This window comes from Ekhidna sp. (assembly GCF_039960695.1).
GTDB lineage: Bacteria > Bacteroidota > Bacteroidia > Cytophagales > Cyclobacteriaceae > Ekhidna.
In genome coordinates, this window is record NZ_JBDVKP010000011.1 from 152082 (window position 1) to 167289 (window position 15208).

The 15208-nt window shown below is 38.5% G+C and carries 14 protein-coding genes; 4 read left to right on the forward strand and 10 right to left on the reverse strand.

Annotation, left to right across the window (positions count from 1 at the left end; translation table 11 throughout):
- The first annotated feature begins 50 nt into the window (after positions 1–50).
- A complete protein-coding gene (locus ABJG98_RS07150) occupies positions 51–1265 on the forward strand; it encodes a M14 family zinc carboxypeptidase (RefSeq protein ID WP_348278807.1) in 1215 nt (404 codons plus the stop codon).
- 1 nt (position 1266) lies between these two features.
- Here the strand turns inward: ABJG98_RS07150 and ffh are convergent, their stop codons facing one another.
- Positions 1267–2595 carry a signal recognition particle protein gene (gene ffh / locus ABJG98_RS07155; protein WP_348278808.1) on the reverse strand — a complete coding sequence of 443 codons (1329 nt, stop codon included), beginning with the start codon at positions 2593–2595 and terminating at the stop codon, positions 1267–1269.
- 135 nt (positions 2596–2730) lie between these two features.
- Here ffh and ABJG98_RS07160 point away from each other — a divergent pair, with 135 nt between their 5' ends.
- Complete coding sequence (locus ABJG98_RS07160) at positions 2731–3195, forward strand: hypothetical protein (RefSeq protein WP_348278809.1); 465 nt, start codon at positions 2731–2733, stop codon at positions 3193–3195.
- Positions 3196–3229: 34 nt separating this feature from the next.
- Here the strand turns inward: ABJG98_RS07160 and ABJG98_RS07165 are convergent, their stop codons facing one another.
- From ABJG98_RS07165 to ABJG98_RS07205, 9 genes are all read right to left on the reverse strand, one after another.
- Positions 3230–3634 (reverse strand): DoxX family protein, encoded by a 405-nt coding sequence (locus ABJG98_RS07165; protein WP_348278810.1) that lies wholly within the window; start codon positions 3632–3634, stop codon positions 3230–3232.
- Positions 3627–4223, reverse strand: coding sequence for an SGNH/GDSL hydrolase family protein (locus ABJG98_RS07170; protein ID WP_348278811.1), 597 nt, complete (start codon positions 4221–4223; stop codon positions 3627–3629). Before ABJG98_RS07170 ends, ABJG98_RS07165 begins: the two co-directional genes overlap by 8 nt.
- Positions 4224–4257: 34 nt before the next feature.
- A complete protein-coding gene (locus tag ABJG98_RS07175; RefSeq protein WP_348278812.1) occupies positions 4258–4728 on the reverse strand; it encodes a nucleoside triphosphate pyrophosphohydrolase family protein in 471 nt (156 codons plus the stop codon).
- Entirely contained in the window at positions 4721–4831 is a 111-nt protein-coding gene (locus tag ABJG98_RS07180; protein ID WP_348278813.1) for a MetS family NSS transporter small subunit, read from the reverse strand. The genes ABJG98_RS07175 and ABJG98_RS07180 overlap by 8 nt, the downstream gene beginning before the upstream one ends.
- Positions 4828–6312, reverse strand: coding sequence for a sodium-dependent transporter (locus ABJG98_RS07185; RefSeq protein WP_348278814.1), 1485 nt, complete (start codon positions 6310–6312; stop codon positions 4828–4830). Before ABJG98_RS07185 ends, ABJG98_RS07180 begins: the two co-directional genes overlap by 4 nt.
- Before the next feature lie 124 nt (positions 6313–6436).
- The gene (locus ABJG98_RS07190) at positions 6437–8866 is read right to left on the reverse strand and encodes an ABC transporter permease (RefSeq protein ID WP_348278815.1); all 2430 of its coding nucleotides are present in this window, start codon (positions 8864–8866) and stop codon (positions 6437–6439) included.
- Between the two features lie 139 nt (positions 8867–9005).
- Positions 9006–10985: an oligopeptide transporter, OPT family gene (locus ABJG98_RS07195; RefSeq protein ID WP_348278816.1), complete on the reverse strand. Its 1980-nt coding sequence runs from the start codon at positions 10983–10985 to the stop codon at positions 9006–9008.
- 114 nt (positions 10986–11099) lie between these two features.
- On the reverse strand, positions 11100–12008 hold the full coding sequence (locus tag ABJG98_RS07200) for a DUF4097 family beta strand repeat-containing protein (protein ID WP_348278817.1): 909 nt from the start codon (positions 12006–12008) through the stop codon (positions 11100–11102).
- 47 nt (positions 12009–12055) lie between these two features.
- Complete coding sequence (locus ABJG98_RS07205; RefSeq protein WP_348278818.1) at positions 12056–14110, reverse strand: carboxy terminal-processing peptidase; 2055 nt, start codon at positions 14108–14110, stop codon at positions 12056–12058.
- 117 nt (positions 14111–14227) lie between these two features.
- Here ABJG98_RS07205 and ABJG98_RS07210 point away from each other — a divergent pair, with 117 nt between their 5' ends.
- Together ABJG98_RS07210 and ABJG98_RS07215 are read left to right on the forward strand one after the other, a co-directional pair.
- Positions 14228–14953, forward strand: a complete 726-nt coding sequence (locus ABJG98_RS07210) for a hypothetical protein (RefSeq protein ID WP_348278819.1) — start codon at positions 14228–14230, stop codon at positions 14951–14953.
- 6 nt (positions 14954–14959) lie between these two features.
- A complete protein-coding gene (locus tag ABJG98_RS07215) occupies positions 14960–15208 on the forward strand; it encodes a hypothetical protein (protein ID WP_348278820.1) in 249 nt (82 codons plus the stop codon).

Consider the following 15208-nt stretch of genomic DNA (forward strand, 5'->3'; position numbering starts at 1 on the left):
TGCATTTCAGTGTAAAAAGCTACCTTTAACTAAAGGCATTTATTCCAAGTATGATAAGAAGTACAATTGCTTTCTTGATTGTCGTAATGATTTCAAGTTGCGGAATTAAGCTAAAGCAACACGATTTTCCCAATCCGGTTGACACTAACTCTAAGCTGATATCTCCACAGCCAAAAGTCAGCTATCAAATTGGTAAGCATCTGACTATAGATAATCAATTTAAGGGTGCTCGACTTAATGATTTGGTATTGCAGAATGATTCAGTCATTTCCATAACAACAAAACCAGAAAATGAACCAATAAACTCAAGTCCGTGGTATGCATTTCGAATCGTTGCTAGAGACAGTCTGACCATTCAAAACCTAACCATTGACATCAGATATCCAAAGGACCACAAACACAGGTATTGGCCAAACGTAAGCTTGGATATGAAAAAATGGGCACGCATGGATTCCGTCGATACCCAGGTCGCTGATGATACATTATCGGTATCTGTTCGGCTGAAATTAATATCCGATACTATATGGATCGCAGCACAGCCGGTCATCTCATCTGAGCATGTCCAATTATGGTGTGATAGTTTGTCGAAACATGTAGCTGTACGCTCAACTTCGGCTGGAATCAGTAAAGAAGGAAGATCACTGCCCTTTCTTAAAATAGGTCAAGGCAAGAAAGCAATCATCATATTTAGTAGACAGCATCCCCCAGAGGTTACGGGGTTTCTAGCACTTCAGTTTTTCCTTAATGAATTATTAACAAATGATCTAAGTAGTACATTTCTTAATGAATACTGTCTATTAGTGTATCCGCTTATGAATCCAGACGGTGTTGACCTGGGGCACTGGAGGCACAATGCGGCAGGAGTAGATTTGAATAGAGATTGGGCATACTATAGACAGCCAGAAGTAAAAGCTGTTGCTGATCATATTGTCAATACCATTAATACAGCCAAACTTGATGTGGTGCTGGGGCTTGATTTTCATAGCACATGGCATGATGTTTACTATACAACAGACAGATCGCTAAAAACCAAAAATCCTACATTTACTGACAAATGGTTTCAATACCTTGAAGCAAATATCGCGGGCTATAAGGTTAAGGATGCACCCTCTGGTTTGAGGGCGCCAGTGTCAAAAGGGTGGTTTGTTTCTCAGTTTAATATTCCTGGAATCACTTATGAGATTGGAGATAACACCTCGCTTGAGTTCAATAAGAAAAAATCTTCCGTTGCCGCTGAAGGGTTGATGAAAATCTTGCTGAAATAGTTTATTTCATTCCTCCGAGCATGCTTGCCAACGCTCGCTTACCGCCAGATTTATTCATCATCTTCATCATCTTACGCATCTGCTCAAATTGTTTCAATAGCTGGTTTACTTCCTGAATAGATGTTCCACTTCCTTTAGCTATACGTTGTTTTCTGGCACCATTAAGTATTTCTGGCTGTGTGCGTTCAGAAGGGGTCATTGACTTAATAATCGCTTCTATTGGTTTTAGTGAATCATCGTCTATGTCAATATCCTTTATGGCTTTCCCCATTCCTGGAATCATGCCTAAAAGATCTTTCATACTACCCATTTTCTTCATCTGCTCCATCTGAGCAAGGAAGTCATCGAATCCAAATTGATTTTTACGAATTTTCTTGTTGATCCGTCGTGCTTCCTCCTCGTCATAGTTCTCTTGTGCACGCTCCACCAAGCTGATCACATCACCCATACCAAGAATTCTACTGGCCATCCTGTCCGGATGAAATAGATCAATGGCGTCCATTTTCTCTCCTGTAGAAATGTATTTGATTGGCTTCTCTACTTCTTTTCGAATAGAAAGCGCTGCACCTCCTCTTGTATCACCATCTAATTTGGTAAGAACAACACCATCAAAGTCCAATCGTTCATTGAAGGTCGCTGCTGTATTGACCGCATCCTGACCGGTCATTGAGTCAACAACAAATAGAGTTTCTGCGGGATTTACTGCCTTTTTTAAGTCAGAAATTTCATTCATCATCTGCTCATCTACGGCCAATCGGCCAGCTGTATCTATGATAAGCGTCTTTTTCCCATTAGCCTTGGCGTGCTTTATTGCATTCTTAGCTATCTGAACAGCATCTTTATTCTCCGGTTCAGCATATACTTCTACTCCTACTTGTTCGCCAAGCACTTTTAGCTGATCTATCGCTGCTGGACGATAAATATCGCATGCCGCAAGTAACACTGTACGACCCTGCTTCTTCATTAAGTGCGCAAGCTTTCCTGTAAAAGTTGTCTTACCAGAACCCTGAAGACCAGAGATTAAAATAATATTAGGATTACCCTCTAGACTAACGGGCACGTTGGTATCGCCCATAAGCTTGGTCAGCTCTTCGGAAACAATTTTCGTAAGTAATTGCCCCGGCGAAACCGATATAAGAACATCACGACCAAGTGCCTCTTCTTTAATTTTATCAGTTACATCCTTGGCTACTTTATAGTTCACATCAGCATCAACCAATGCCCTTCTGATCTCCTTCACTGTCGCAGCGATATTGATCTCTGTGATCTGTCCTTGTCCTTTTAGCGTCTTAAACGCCCTATCCAGCTTTACACTTAAACTATCAAACATAATTCTCTCTAAAAAATGTACTCGCAAAGGTATAAAATAGTGCGTAGTGAAACGATAGTTTGAACCAAATGAAACCTTTCGTCCGGAATTCTAGTATATCTAGTACCTTGCATAACAAAATACAATCAAAATAAAATGAAAAGGACACTCGCACTATTCACTACAGCACTATGTCTAGCTATGGTAGTTCAGGCTCAAAAAGTGCAGGAAAAAGATATTATTGGTACTTGGAAACTTGTCATAGACATTGAAGAGGAAATGGATGAAGAAGCTGAAGAAGCTGACACCATGCTTGAAGAAGTCTTTATTAAAGCTATATCGGGATTTGTCGGCGGTATCATGGAAGACATTGAAATTTATTTTGAATTTCGACGTGCTAACGAAGTAAGGATCACCGTTAATGCATACGATGAGACAGAAACAGAAAAAGGCACCTGGTATATCAATAAAAGAGGTTATCTAGTCATTGAAGATATTGAAGACGACGATGATGATTTCAGCATAAGTACAGACGATGACGAATGGAAATTAATTGACGGCATTCTTGTCAGTGATGAACACGAAAAAAATAGATCTGTCTATATGACTAAAGTAGATTAAGGATTTAATCCTTCAATTCATATATAAAAGCGACTTAACTGTCGCTTTTTTTTATTCCAAACTTAGCATCCAGGCTTATCGAACCAGATCCATTTAGCATCATAAAGATTGCTCCGGCAAGCATTGATATTGCAGGATAGATGTTAGGGTAAGGATCATTTAAGTGAACGAGCAAAATAGCAACGATGAAATTAAAGATCATAACAGCTCCAGCATAACGAACCTTCCAACCAAGAATAAATAGAATGCCGCAGGTAAATTGTGCATAAACCGAGACGATTGCAGACATCAAAGGAAAAGGTGCACCGTATACCTCTAGAAAATCTCTAAACTCCAGCATTCGTCCCCAAGAGAAAACATTGTCCTGGGTCCCATAAATCAAATGGAAACCAACGGCCAGCCTTATCGGAAGGTCTGCATACTTTTTTAGGTTATTCATTTTTAAAAAGGGTATCTACAATAACTTCCGCCGCGAGTCTACTTCCTTTGGGAGACGGATGAAAACCATCAGTTCCGTATAAAGAATAGTCATCTGTACTTTCGAAATAAACCTTCCATGCTTCACCAACAGGGCATAAGATTGCTCCATTTTGTTTAGCCGCATCACGGTGGTTTTTAATTACACCTTCAAAAGTATGATAATAGGTTTGTGAAGGCCATACCATAAAATAGACCAGCTTAGATCCGCTCTGATCACAAAGCTTTTGAAATAGACTTCCATCTTCGATTAGCATCCTCCTACCTTCACTTTGTGAAGAAGGTCCTTGCTGTATTACAACAAAATCGTATTTTTCACTCTTAATATATTTCTGAACCTCACCATCATTCCAATGATCAATTATGGCATAATTAGGGAAGGCAATGGTCAATGTTTTTACTTTCACTCCCCTACTCTTTGCCTCCTCCTCTACTAATGAGGGAAGGTTATTAGTATATGTGAGGCTATTGCCTACAAATAAAACTTTGGTAGTTTGAGCTGTAAGGGATATTGCGAACCCTATAAAAATTACAAAAAGTGTATATCGCATTATGGTTCTAAAACAACACACACTATTTTTATCCTTATCGCTCAATGATAGACTTTAAATCGGCTGGGGAATAATTTATTGACTTGAGTGTTTTATTATCCCCTTTGCGATACACTAACCACTTACCATCTCGTTGTTCGTAGTAAGCCTCCGTATCTTTTTTAGTTTTATAATGTGCCACTGTCTGCTGAGCTTCATTCTCTGTGTCACACGCTTTGCTCATGTTGGAGCGTTGCACTTCTTCAAAGAGTTCCTTAAATTTTTCTCCCATCCCAAATTCAAGAATTGCACCTGATAAAACATATTGAATATCACAAAGAGCATCGGCTATTTCAACGATATCTTTATCATCAATAGCTTCCTGGAGTTCTTTCAATTCTTCAGCAATCAGCGATACTCTGAGTTTGCATCTATCCTCTGAAGGTATCTGTGGAGTACTTAGAATAGGGTGTTTGAAGGTTTTATGAAATTCTGCTACCTGATTTAGTGGGTCGATTTTATCCATTGATATTTCGTTCTTTTTTAATTGCTTTAGTTAAAAAATAAATGAAGCCTCCCACCACTATTGTGAGAATGACAATCATACTTATGACAGCTCCTGTGCTCATTGTTTTACAAATTTCTTAAATAAATATCCATTCAATATCAGACCTGCAATAATTACTATTCCCCACTGGGTAATGGTTGATGCATTGCTATAAACTCCAAATAGGTCCCATTGTCCTGCTTCATTGAACCATGTGGAGCTGTAATCTTGAGAAAGCCACCAATAGATCAAGAAGAATCCAATTACGATATTAGCAAAGATGGCAAATTTGAAAAATCCAGAAGGAAGGATCATATCAGATCCGACATCAATTGTAGACTCTTTAAACTTTATTGGATTATTCATTGCAACTCCTATTAGGATGAATAGACCAGTAACAATCAAACCCACTCCCCAGACCCAATCCTGATTAGAAAAATAATCAAGTGACCAAGCTGATGGGAATCCAAATGCAATGAAACAGACTATGACAAATACCAATGTTTTCCTTTTAGAAATGTTGAGATCAGCTACATTCTGCATAAATAACTCAATCATTGGTAGCAGCGAACTAAATGCCGCAACAAACAGTGCTAAAAAGAAAAGTACTGAGAGGTAATCCCCGCCTGGGACATTTGCAAAAAGCATAGGAATTATTGTGAATGTCAGCGCTTGATTTCCAGATTGCAAATAAGATATCGCTTCTGCATCAGATGCTGCAAGAGCGAAGACTGCTGGAAGAATGGCCATGCCTGACAATAAGGACGCCGTATTGTTTCCAAACGCACCAATGAATGTATTGAGTGTCACATCTTCATTGTCTCTAGAAAAAGCAGAGAGAGTCATCATTAAGCCCCAACCAGCTCCTGTACTCCAGGCAGATTGTGATAAGGCTTCTATCCAAATAGTAGAATCGCTAAATAAAGTCCAGTCTATTGCAAACATGTACTCCAACCCTCTTACACCACCCTCCATATTAAGTGAGACAGCTACAATGACTAAAAGCAATACAAAAAGACTGGGGATAAGTAGCTTATTTGCTTTCTCAAGGCCATTTTTAACACCGCGAATTAAAATAAAAGCAGCAAGAAAAATAACACAGATATAAACGATGACTGTGACCCAATCTCCATTTGAAATTCCATTCCAGAAATTGGTAAGGTAATCTGGATCAGACTGCATTGTTTCAAGGAGTGTAGCTTCACTGAAGATATTACCCAGGGAGAATGTGAGGTATCGAAATGACCATGCAGTCACGATGGAATAATAGAAAGCAATCCCCAACGTACACATAGTAATGAAGAAACCCATCCATGCATATTTCTTACCCGCAAATAGGGCAAAACTTCCTATGACTCCCTTTTTGAATTTCTTACCGATTGCGAACTCTGAAAGTAAAAGTGGGATGGACCAGATAAAAAGAAATAATATCCATAGGAGAATAAATGAGCCACCATATTGGCCAGCTAATCGAGGAAACCTCCATAAGTTTCCAGCTCCTATAGCCATACCTAGAGCGGCCAGTACAATACCCCATCTATTGCTAAATTGTTCTTTACTCATAAGCGACTTGTTGCAAAATGCGAATCCGTCAAATATATGTAAAGTTTAGCAGGCCTGATGCTCCATTTTTTATAAAGGGTTAGGGCTCAGAAATTTCTATCAGGGACTTGCCCAAAGACCTGAATCATTCGTCTTTAAGTGTAGTTGCTGGATTAATCAATGCGGTACTTATTGTTCTATGGCTTACAGTAATCGCAGCGATAACCAGTGTTACTAAAAACGCCAATAAAAAGAATCCGACTCCAATATCTATTCGAAACTCATAGTCATTTAACCATTGATTAAGAATGTAATATGCGACTGGTGCAGCAATTAGAAAGGCCACAATAACCAGTATGAATACTTCTTTTGTAAACTTCCCAATGATGCTTAATATGGATGCACCCAATACTTTTCGAATACCAACTTCCTTTGTTCTATTGGCAGAAATAAAGGCGATCAACCCATAAAGGCCAAGGCATCCAATTATGATTGAAACTGCTGAAAACGTACTCATTAGTGTAGCTACACTCTGCTCTTGTTCGTAGTTGTTTGCCAACTCTTCATCATAGAATTCCCAATCCAATACAAACTCTGGATATACTTTCTCCCAGGTATTCTCAAAATGTGTGATCGCTGAATTAACGTTAGCGCCATCTTTTGTTTTGAATGCAACTTCATAGTATATACGTGGATCTCTAAGTAGCAAGACATACTGAAACCCTTCACTCAGATCCCTTGAATGAAAGTCCTTCATTACTCCTATAACGGTAAGATCTGACCTGGTCCATCCAGAAGTTAAGCGTTCACCAATTGCACCAGCATAGTTGTCTTTAAAACCCATTAAGTCTGCAATCTGCTGGTTAATTACAACATGATTTGAACTATCATTTTTTCTAATGTCTCTTCCTGCTAATATCTCCAACCCATACAGTTTCATATATTCTTCATCTGCAGGTTTATAGCTCGCATTAAAGTCTTCTTCAATATCCAGCGGTGGGTAGTTAAAATTTGAATGGGAATTGGAATTACCCGTTGGAGAGCTCAGCGAAAATGTAACGTTTTCGATTGCTGGATCTTCAAGCATCATTGATTTAAATCGAGCATTCTTCACATCATCTCTCTCTGGAAGATAACTTTTAACTATTGCTTCTTTATCAAAACCCAAGTCCTTCTCCATGAAGTACCTCATTTGAGCAGCAATAATTACTGTTCCAATAATCAAAAATTGTGAAATAGTAAACTGAGCAATAACCAGCGTCTTTCTTAGATTGAGGCCTCCAGAATGATCTTTAGCTGTAATTTTACTCTTTAAGGCCTTCACTGTGTTCATTCCACTTAATAAAATGGATGGATAAAATCCCGACAAGAAGCTTACCAAGACAAGAAGGATAAATAAGAAGCTGATTGTCTCAAGACTTGAAAACAGATCTAAGCTTAATCGGGTACTAATTACATCCTCAAGCTGCACAAATAGAAACTCAGCAATTGCTAATGAGCAAAACAATGACACAAGAGTAATTAATGTTATTTCTGTGAAAAATTGGAATACTAACTGGCCTGAATAACCCCCAATCGCTTTTCTTATACCAATTTCTTTGGAGCGATTGGCTGCCTGTGCTGTCGCAAGGTTGATGAAATTAATACAAGCAGTAAGTACCAGAAAGATGGCGATAACGGTCAGTGCATTGATCAATGCAGGTGAAGTTGAATAAATATAATTTCCGTATTCATCATCAAAGTGGATTTCTGATAATCGTTGAGTGACGTATCTTCTTCTTTCAGAAGCACCTTCTTCGTAGTGCTTATCGACAAAATCAATCAGCTTAGAGTTAAAAGCCTCCTGATTAAAACCTTTGTTGACTAGAATGTAGGCATTTGTACTAGAACTGGTTGAATTCCATCTTTTCCCTTCGTCGTAATAAGGGTTGCTTGCTGCCTGGGAATCGTAATCCAATAAAATGGAAAATGGAAAATTGGTAGATTCTGGAGGATCCGAAATGACGCCCACAATTTTATAATCCTGAAGATTCCCGACATTGATGGTTTTACCAACTGCCTTTATTTCTTCGCCCACATTAAAGCCAAAAAGTTTTGTGCTTTGTGAAGCAGAAATAACAGCAGTATTGGGTTCTGTCAATGCTGAAGTTGGATCTCCAGCAAGAAATTTTATCGTAAATATTTTAAAAAAAGAATTGTCTAAATAAGCTATGCCATCATCTAAAAGAAATTTCTTTATTTCATTGCCTTCTTTGACATTGACTTGATCGCCCCATACATAATGTGTTCGTACCACCTCGCCAACATCCGGGTAATCTTCACTTAGGGTAGGTCCTACAGGATGTGGTACGCCCGCTCCCTTACTTACCTCTCCAGCACGTATAGAGTGTGATACTACTCTGTAAATATTGTCATAGTTTTTCTGGTGCTTATCAAAGCTATTTTCAAAGACGATTACCTTATAAATAACCAATGCGCATCCAATGCCTAATGCAAGACCTAGCACATTGAGAATGCTATAAACCTTATTTCTGACAAGGTTTCTAAGGGCAGTTTTGAGATAATTCTTTAGCATGGGTTCATGGTTTTCATATTATTAGTAAATCAAAACCATGCCAGATTGGTTAACTCACTGATACACAAAAAAATACACCTGAATCGATATTCAAAAATGGATTCAGGTGTACACTGTTTACGTTCGTTTTCGAACAAAGCTATTCTTCTTCTTTAGAAACTTTAATGACTGATTTATAAATAAAATATATGATTGCGCAGAAGATGATCAAGCCTGGCCAACTCGAAGCTTCTTGCAATATTTTCATAGAATTAGGATCGCCGCCCGACTTCATTATCCCTACTGTAAGCCCTGCACCTAGAATTCCCATTAAGGCTTCTCCAGTTATTAATCCTGAGGCTAATAACAAGCCTGCGTTATTTCCTCTTTCTATATTCTTATTGCCCTTCGTTGCCTTAGTAAGGAAATAGGCTAAAACTCCACCAACAAAAATTGATGAGTCTAATTCGAATGGGAGATAAAGACCGACGGCTACTGCCAAAACTGGCATTCTAAATCCGGACCCCTTAGATTTCAAGTATTGATCGATTATAATAATCGCTATGGCAATTCCAGCTCCAACATATATGATGTTCCATGGTAATCCCCCACTGAATATACCTTGAGCAACACTCATCATTAATGTGGCTTGTGGTGCCGCCAATGAATCTGGTTGTTCTGGTGTGGGTGCGCCAATACCATTACCAATCAATAAGATATTTAATATAATCGGTATTACTAATGCTCCTGCAACAACTCCAACAACTTGCATGATTTGCTGCTTATATGGTGTTGCGCCTAGGATATGCCCAGCTTTCAGATCCTGCATATTGTCACCAGCAATAGCTGCTGCACAACAGACTACAGCTCCAATTAGAATTGCACCTGCAGCACCTGCCAGCTCATTGCCTGTACCCATCAAAGTCAATAATAAAATTGAGGCAAATAGTATAGTTGCTATCGTTACACCGGATATTGGATTGTTAGAACTACCAACCAGTCCAGCCATGTATCCAGCAACAGCTGCAAATAGAAAACCTGCAACAACCATAATTAAGGTCATTGTAATGGTCACAGTCACATCATTGATCGCCGATAAGTAAATCAAGAAAATAGGAACAACAAGTGCGCCGATACCAATAAGCACCCAAGACATTGGCGTATCCATTTCCGTCCTGATTTGATCTTTAATGGAAGTCCCTCCTGCCTTAAATGCTTGTACTCCTGCTTTAAAAGCTGTGCCTAAAGAGTTTGCTAAGCTCATCAATGCCCAAAGTCCTCCTACAACCATCGCTCCAACACCCAAATACCTCATTTTAGCACTCCAAAGAGCTCCTCCAATATTATCTGCATTTACATCACCAACACTTGTGAATTTTCCTAACTCTACAAGCTCGGCCGCAACTACTTCAAATCCATTTGATCCAATGTAAATGGGCATTCCAATCCACCAGGTTATTACACCTCCCAGAAATACCAAAAAGGCAATATTAAGTCCTACAATGTATCCTACTGCTACCAGAGCCGGAGATAGATTTAAACTAAAATACCCGTAGAATTTTTGACCAATTAGAGTTGCTTTTTCAAATAATCCACTCCATAAATTGAGTGTAGAATCGGCCAATTTAAAAATAGCTCCTATGACAGAACCCCACACTAGATACTTTACTGACTTACCTCCCTCTTCTCCAGTTTTTAATACCTCGGCTGTTGCAACGCCTTCTGGAAACTTCAAGTTTTCTTCCACTATTAATGCTCTCCGAAGGGGTATGGTGAATAAAATTCCAAGTACACCACCACATAGAGCAATTGCCATTGTTTCAAAGTAATTAAACTCTTCCCAATATCCCATGATGACAAGTGCAGGTATGGTGAAAATAACACCTGCAGCTAATGACTCGCCCGCCGAAGCAGCGGTTTGTACCAAGTTATTTTCTAGGATATTGGAGTTTTTGAAAACTTTCAATAACGCCATTGAAATAACAGCTGCTGGGATCGAAGCAGAGACTGTAAGCCCGGCAAAGAGTCCGAAATAGGCATTTGCAGCTGAAAGCACCACCGAAAGTAAGGCTCCAAGAACTACCGCTTTTACCGTAATTTCTGGCAAGCTGGTATTAGAATCAATATAAGGTTTTTCCATTCTGTTGGTTTGGGTTAGGTTTTAGTTGATCACCGACAAAAATGTCTATTTGTATGGATAAAACAAAAAAAGGGTAACCAATGGTTACCCTTACTTCTTAATAAGAATCTTATCTTATTCGTATTCCTGTCCTCCGCTTGATGTGGTCCCTGTTATTTTGATACCTCCTCTATCAATAACTAGCCTCTTTTCTCCTGAGCGATTACCTACTTCTAAATCTCCCGACGTGGCAGTAAGATCAAAACTGAGGTCATCTAAATCATTAACAAAATCAATTTCAATATCACCAGAGGTGGCATCAAAGTAGCAATTATCATTTACTTCAATTCCATAACCATCAATGTTACCGGAAGACGTGCGGGCTTTTATGGCTCCTACTCCCTTCCTAATTTCAACATCTCCTGATGTAGCTTGAACTTCAATTTTTCCACTGAATCCGGAAATGGTAATATCACCAGAGCTGGCTCGTGTTTCAATGTTTCCTTTGGTATTAAATATATCCTGATCTCCGCTTGTCGACTCAATTTCAGAGTCTCCTGTAAGTCCGTCAATATCGATATCACCACTTGAGGTTTCTACATCTAGATTTGCAACGATGCTTCTCAGCCTGATGTCTCCGCTCGAAGCTTCAATCTTAGAAGATGAAGCTCTAAGATTGGCAACGTTTACATCTCCAGACGAGTTATCGATATCTAATTTAACTCCATCTACTATTGTGAGGTCAATTCGAGATTCGTTTATTCGATAATTTCTCCAGCTCTTATCTCTTTGCCTATCTACACGGATTACCAAGGTTTTACCCACAATCTCTGTTTCAAAACGATAATCTCCCTTGTCTCCACTTCCTGTAATTATGCCTTTAAAATAAACCTTTTCCCCTCTGTTGACATAAACATCTACAAAGGATCCTTCAATTCGAACTTCATCTACATTTTCCGCTTCTAGCTCAGCTTTAGCTAATGTGTTTTGAGCAAAAATGGGCACGGATGTAATTAGTACGAAAGCAAATATTAATTTCTTCATTACTTATCTAGTTTATTATAAAGATGAAGATTTATTCAAATGGTTGCTCAACCAACCTTGAATTTTTTTATGGCAGCAAGTAGCCTGAGTCCTTCTTTTAAATAAGGATCTTTCTTCAACTTCTCATTAATCTCATCCCTTTCTAAAACTTCTCCATTGTCCACTGGAGTTGCTAGGTCATCTTCACCATTATTTGTATTCGCCCGTCTTATTTCCAGGTTAAGCGAAACCGACTTTCTATTTCTATTTCCTTTAGCATCTTCTATATCACGTACAAGTTTTTGAAGATCTGGATCATTGTTAAGGTCTTCTCGATACAAGGAATTTAGATAATCCAAGAGTTCTTCTGAAATCGTATTTGTCGGCTTAAAGTTTGCGCTTGCTATTTCATCCCATGGTAAGGCATTTTCCCGACTTGCTTCGCCAAAATCCTCTTGAGAGTAAATCGATGGAAAGTGTACATCAGGAGCAATTCCAACCCGCTGATTACTACTTCCAGTGACTCTATAAAACTTAGCTAATGTCATTTTAATTTGACCGAGGTTCAATTCAGGGTTTCTAATATATCTACTCAGGTCAATTACATTTTGTACAGTACCTTTTCCAAAAGTGCTTTCACCAATAATTACACCTCGTCTATAGTCTTGAATAGCTCCTGAAAAAATTTCCGACGCTGAGGCACTGCCTCTATTTACTAAAACTGCCAATGGGCCGTCATAAAAGACCTCACCACCATCTTCGTCATCCATTTTATCTACTGACTGATCATAGTTACGCACCTGAACTACCGGACCATCTGGAATAAATAAACCACTCAGATCAATGGCTTCTTTCAGAGAACCCCCTCCGTTAAATCGCAAATCGATCATCAGGCCGTCCATCCCTTGCTCTTGAAGTTCGGTTATTAATTTTTTAACATCTCGGGTCGTGCTTCTATAGTCTTCTTTACCTGAACTAAGCTCTTCAAAATTCAGGTAAAAACTTGGAACCGTAATTACTCCAAGATTATAAGTTGTATTTCCTTCTGTAATTGGAATCATTTCTGCTTTTGCAGCCTGTTGTTCCAGATTAATTTTATCTCGAACTAAACGTAGCGTATCAGGAAGTGCATTGATGCCTTCGCTTGATTTAAGAATTTGTAATCTTACAATCGATCCTTTAGGGCCACGTATTTTAGATACTACATCATCCAGCCTCCAGCCTATGACATCTAAAAATTCACCATCGTCTCCTTGTGCTACTCCTATAATTCGATCGTCTTTTTGCAGTTGTTTACTCTTGTAAGCAGGACCGCCTGGAATAATTTCTGCCACTTGCGTATAGTCTAGGTTCTGCATCAAACGAGCACCTATTCCTTCAAGCGAAAGACTCATGTCTATTTGGAAGTTTTCTGCATCAGGTGGTGAAAAATAATCTGTATGCGGATCGTACGCGTTTGTGTATGCATTCATATAGCTCTGGAATACATCTTCGCTATTGTATTGGTAAATGGCTTTTTGAATACGTTGGTATCTCTTTTTTAAACTTGAAGAAATGTCTTCCCAATCTCTACCAGCCAGCTTATAGCTCAATGCTGCGTTCTTAATGATTTTTCTCCAAACTTCATTTTGTTCTTCTTGGCTGGTTGGCCAGCTTGCATCTTCTCTATCAAACACATAAATCTCTTCCTTGGTAAAATCAAATTCAGTTTCAAGGAGTGTAAACACATAATCAATTTGACTTAGGGCACGTCTACGATACACATCAAACACATCGAATGCAAATTGTAATTCTCCAGCTGGAATCTGATCATCAAGTTCAAATCTCATCTGTTCAAACTTGGCTACATCTGATGCAAAGAAATATGCTTTGTTAGGATCTAACGATTCAAAGTAATTATTGAAAATAACGGACGAAATAGAATCTGATAATGCAAGTTTGCGGTAATGTATCCGCTTCAATAGATTCGTAATAACATAGGCTTCACTTGGATGTTCTTCCTTTGGCTTAAGTACTTTAAGAGAATCACTATCGAGATATGATCTTAAATCATTTCCATACTCAGTGGATACTCCAAATGAGGTGAGAATAACAAACCCGGCAATCAACAACAACTTATTCATATAGATAATTTTTAGACGTACTCTTTCAACGCAATGTTGAAAAAATTGATTTTAAAAATAGCTGATTTTTTGTGAGCGGTATAGTCACAAAGATTAAACCACTATTTTTATAGTCGAATGAAAGATTTCATTAGATATGGGCTGCCACTGATATTTTTAATTTTAGTGTCATTGATTAATAATGTCTTAGAATTGGGTTTATCGGATTATTTGTTTCCAATAGTGATCGGCGTAATTGTAGCCTATTATTTCAACCTGGATAATCTACATCTTCCTTATATTAAACATGTGACTATCGCTTTGTTAATATGGTGGTTGTCATTTCAAGCTAAAACAGTATTCTATCCATTTATTGATACGTGGCTTCTGGCGCTTACCGCAGCCATCTTCAGCTATGTCTATTTTCAACGATTTAAGGCAAGAAACGAAAAGCATTGGATTGATTATTTAAAGCTGACAGGGGTGATTATCTTAGTACCAAGTACCTATTTAGATACCTTAATTGCCCCAGTAATTACACCGCTAGCATGTTTGTTTCTTACTTTAATTTTTCTCTTTGACCGGCTTATAATCAGACGAAACATGAATAAAACAACCCAAATAATCACTTTTAGCATCATGGTGCTGGTGTGTTTATCATTTCTTATCTACTCTTTTATTAAGGCTGATGAAGCCAATAAAGCGAGAGTAATGGCAGAAGAGCAGAGACTAGAGGCTGTGAGATTACAAGAAATGGCCGTGGAACTGCAAATGAGAGCACAAGAGGCGGCAGCAGAAGCTAAGCGTCAGGAAGCAATCAGCCTGGAATTGAAAGATGCATTAGAGCTTTGTAAATCCAGATAAATTAACATGAAGAAAAATGTCTTAATCATCATTTTACTTCTGATTTCTTCATTCTCACTTTTTTATGCGTATGCAAAAACTAGTGAAGCAAATTTTGCCCGTAATCAAGCGAATCAATTACAAGAGCACGTAGAAACTCTCCGTGATGAGGCCAAACAGATGCAAGCCATGGCACAAGAAGCATCTAAGGAAGCTAGGAGACAAGTAGGACTCACACTTGAAGCAATGGATAATTGTCAATCAAAAAAACAATAA

What these genes read in the sequence shown, in the direction of transcription:
- ABJG98_RS07150 (WP_348278807.1), top strand. Translation starts at nt 51, where the DNA reads ATGATAAGAAGTACAATTGCTTTCTTGATTGTCGTAATGATTTCAAGT.
- ffh (WP_348278808.1), bottom strand. Translation starts at nt 2,595, where the DNA reads ATGTTTGATAGTTTAAGTGTAAAGCTGGATAGGGCGTTTAAGACGCTA.
- ABJG98_RS07160 (WP_348278809.1), top strand. Translation starts at nt 2,731, where the DNA reads ATGAAAAGGACACTCGCACTATTCACTACAGCACTATGTCTAGCTATG.
- ABJG98_RS07165 (WP_348278810.1), bottom strand. Translation starts at nt 3,634, where the DNA reads ATGAATAACCTAAAAAAGTATGCAGACCTTCCGATAAGGCTGGCCGTT.
- ABJG98_RS07170 (WP_348278811.1), bottom strand. Translation starts at nt 4,223, where the DNA reads ATGCGATATACACTTTTTGTAATTTTTATAGGGTTCGCAATATCCCTT.
- ABJG98_RS07175 (WP_348278812.1), bottom strand. Translation starts at nt 4,728, where the DNA reads ATGGATAAAATCGACCCACTAAATCAGGTAGCAGAATTTCATAAAACC.
- ABJG98_RS07180 (WP_348278813.1), bottom strand. Translation starts at nt 4,831, where the DNA reads ATGAGCACAGGAGCTGTCATAAGTATGATTGTCATTCTCACAATAGTG.
- ABJG98_RS07185 (WP_348278814.1), bottom strand. Translation starts at nt 6,312, where the DNA reads ATGAGTAAAGAACAATTTAGCAATAGATGGGGTATTGTACTGGCCGCT.
- ABJG98_RS07190 (WP_348278815.1), bottom strand. Translation starts at nt 8,866, where the DNA reads ATGCTAAAGAATTATCTCAAAACTGCCCTTAGAAACCTTGTCAGAAAT.
- ABJG98_RS07195 (WP_348278816.1), bottom strand. Translation starts at nt 10,985, where the DNA reads ATGGAAAAACCTTATATTGATTCTAATACCAGCTTGCCAGAAATTACG.
- ABJG98_RS07200 (WP_348278817.1), bottom strand. Translation starts at nt 12,008, where the DNA reads ATGAAGAAATTAATATTTGCTTTCGTACTAATTACATCCGTGCCCATT.
- ABJG98_RS07205 (WP_348278818.1), bottom strand. Translation starts at nt 14,110, where the DNA reads ATGAATAAGTTGTTGTTGATTGCCGGGTTTGTTATTCTCACCTCATTT.
- ABJG98_RS07210 (WP_348278819.1), top strand. Translation starts at nt 14,228, where the DNA reads ATGAAAGATTTCATTAGATATGGGCTGCCACTGATATTTTTAATTTTA.
- ABJG98_RS07215 (WP_348278820.1), top strand. Translation starts at nt 14,960, where the DNA reads ATGAAGAAAAATGTCTTAATCATCATTTTACTTCTGATTTCTTCATTC.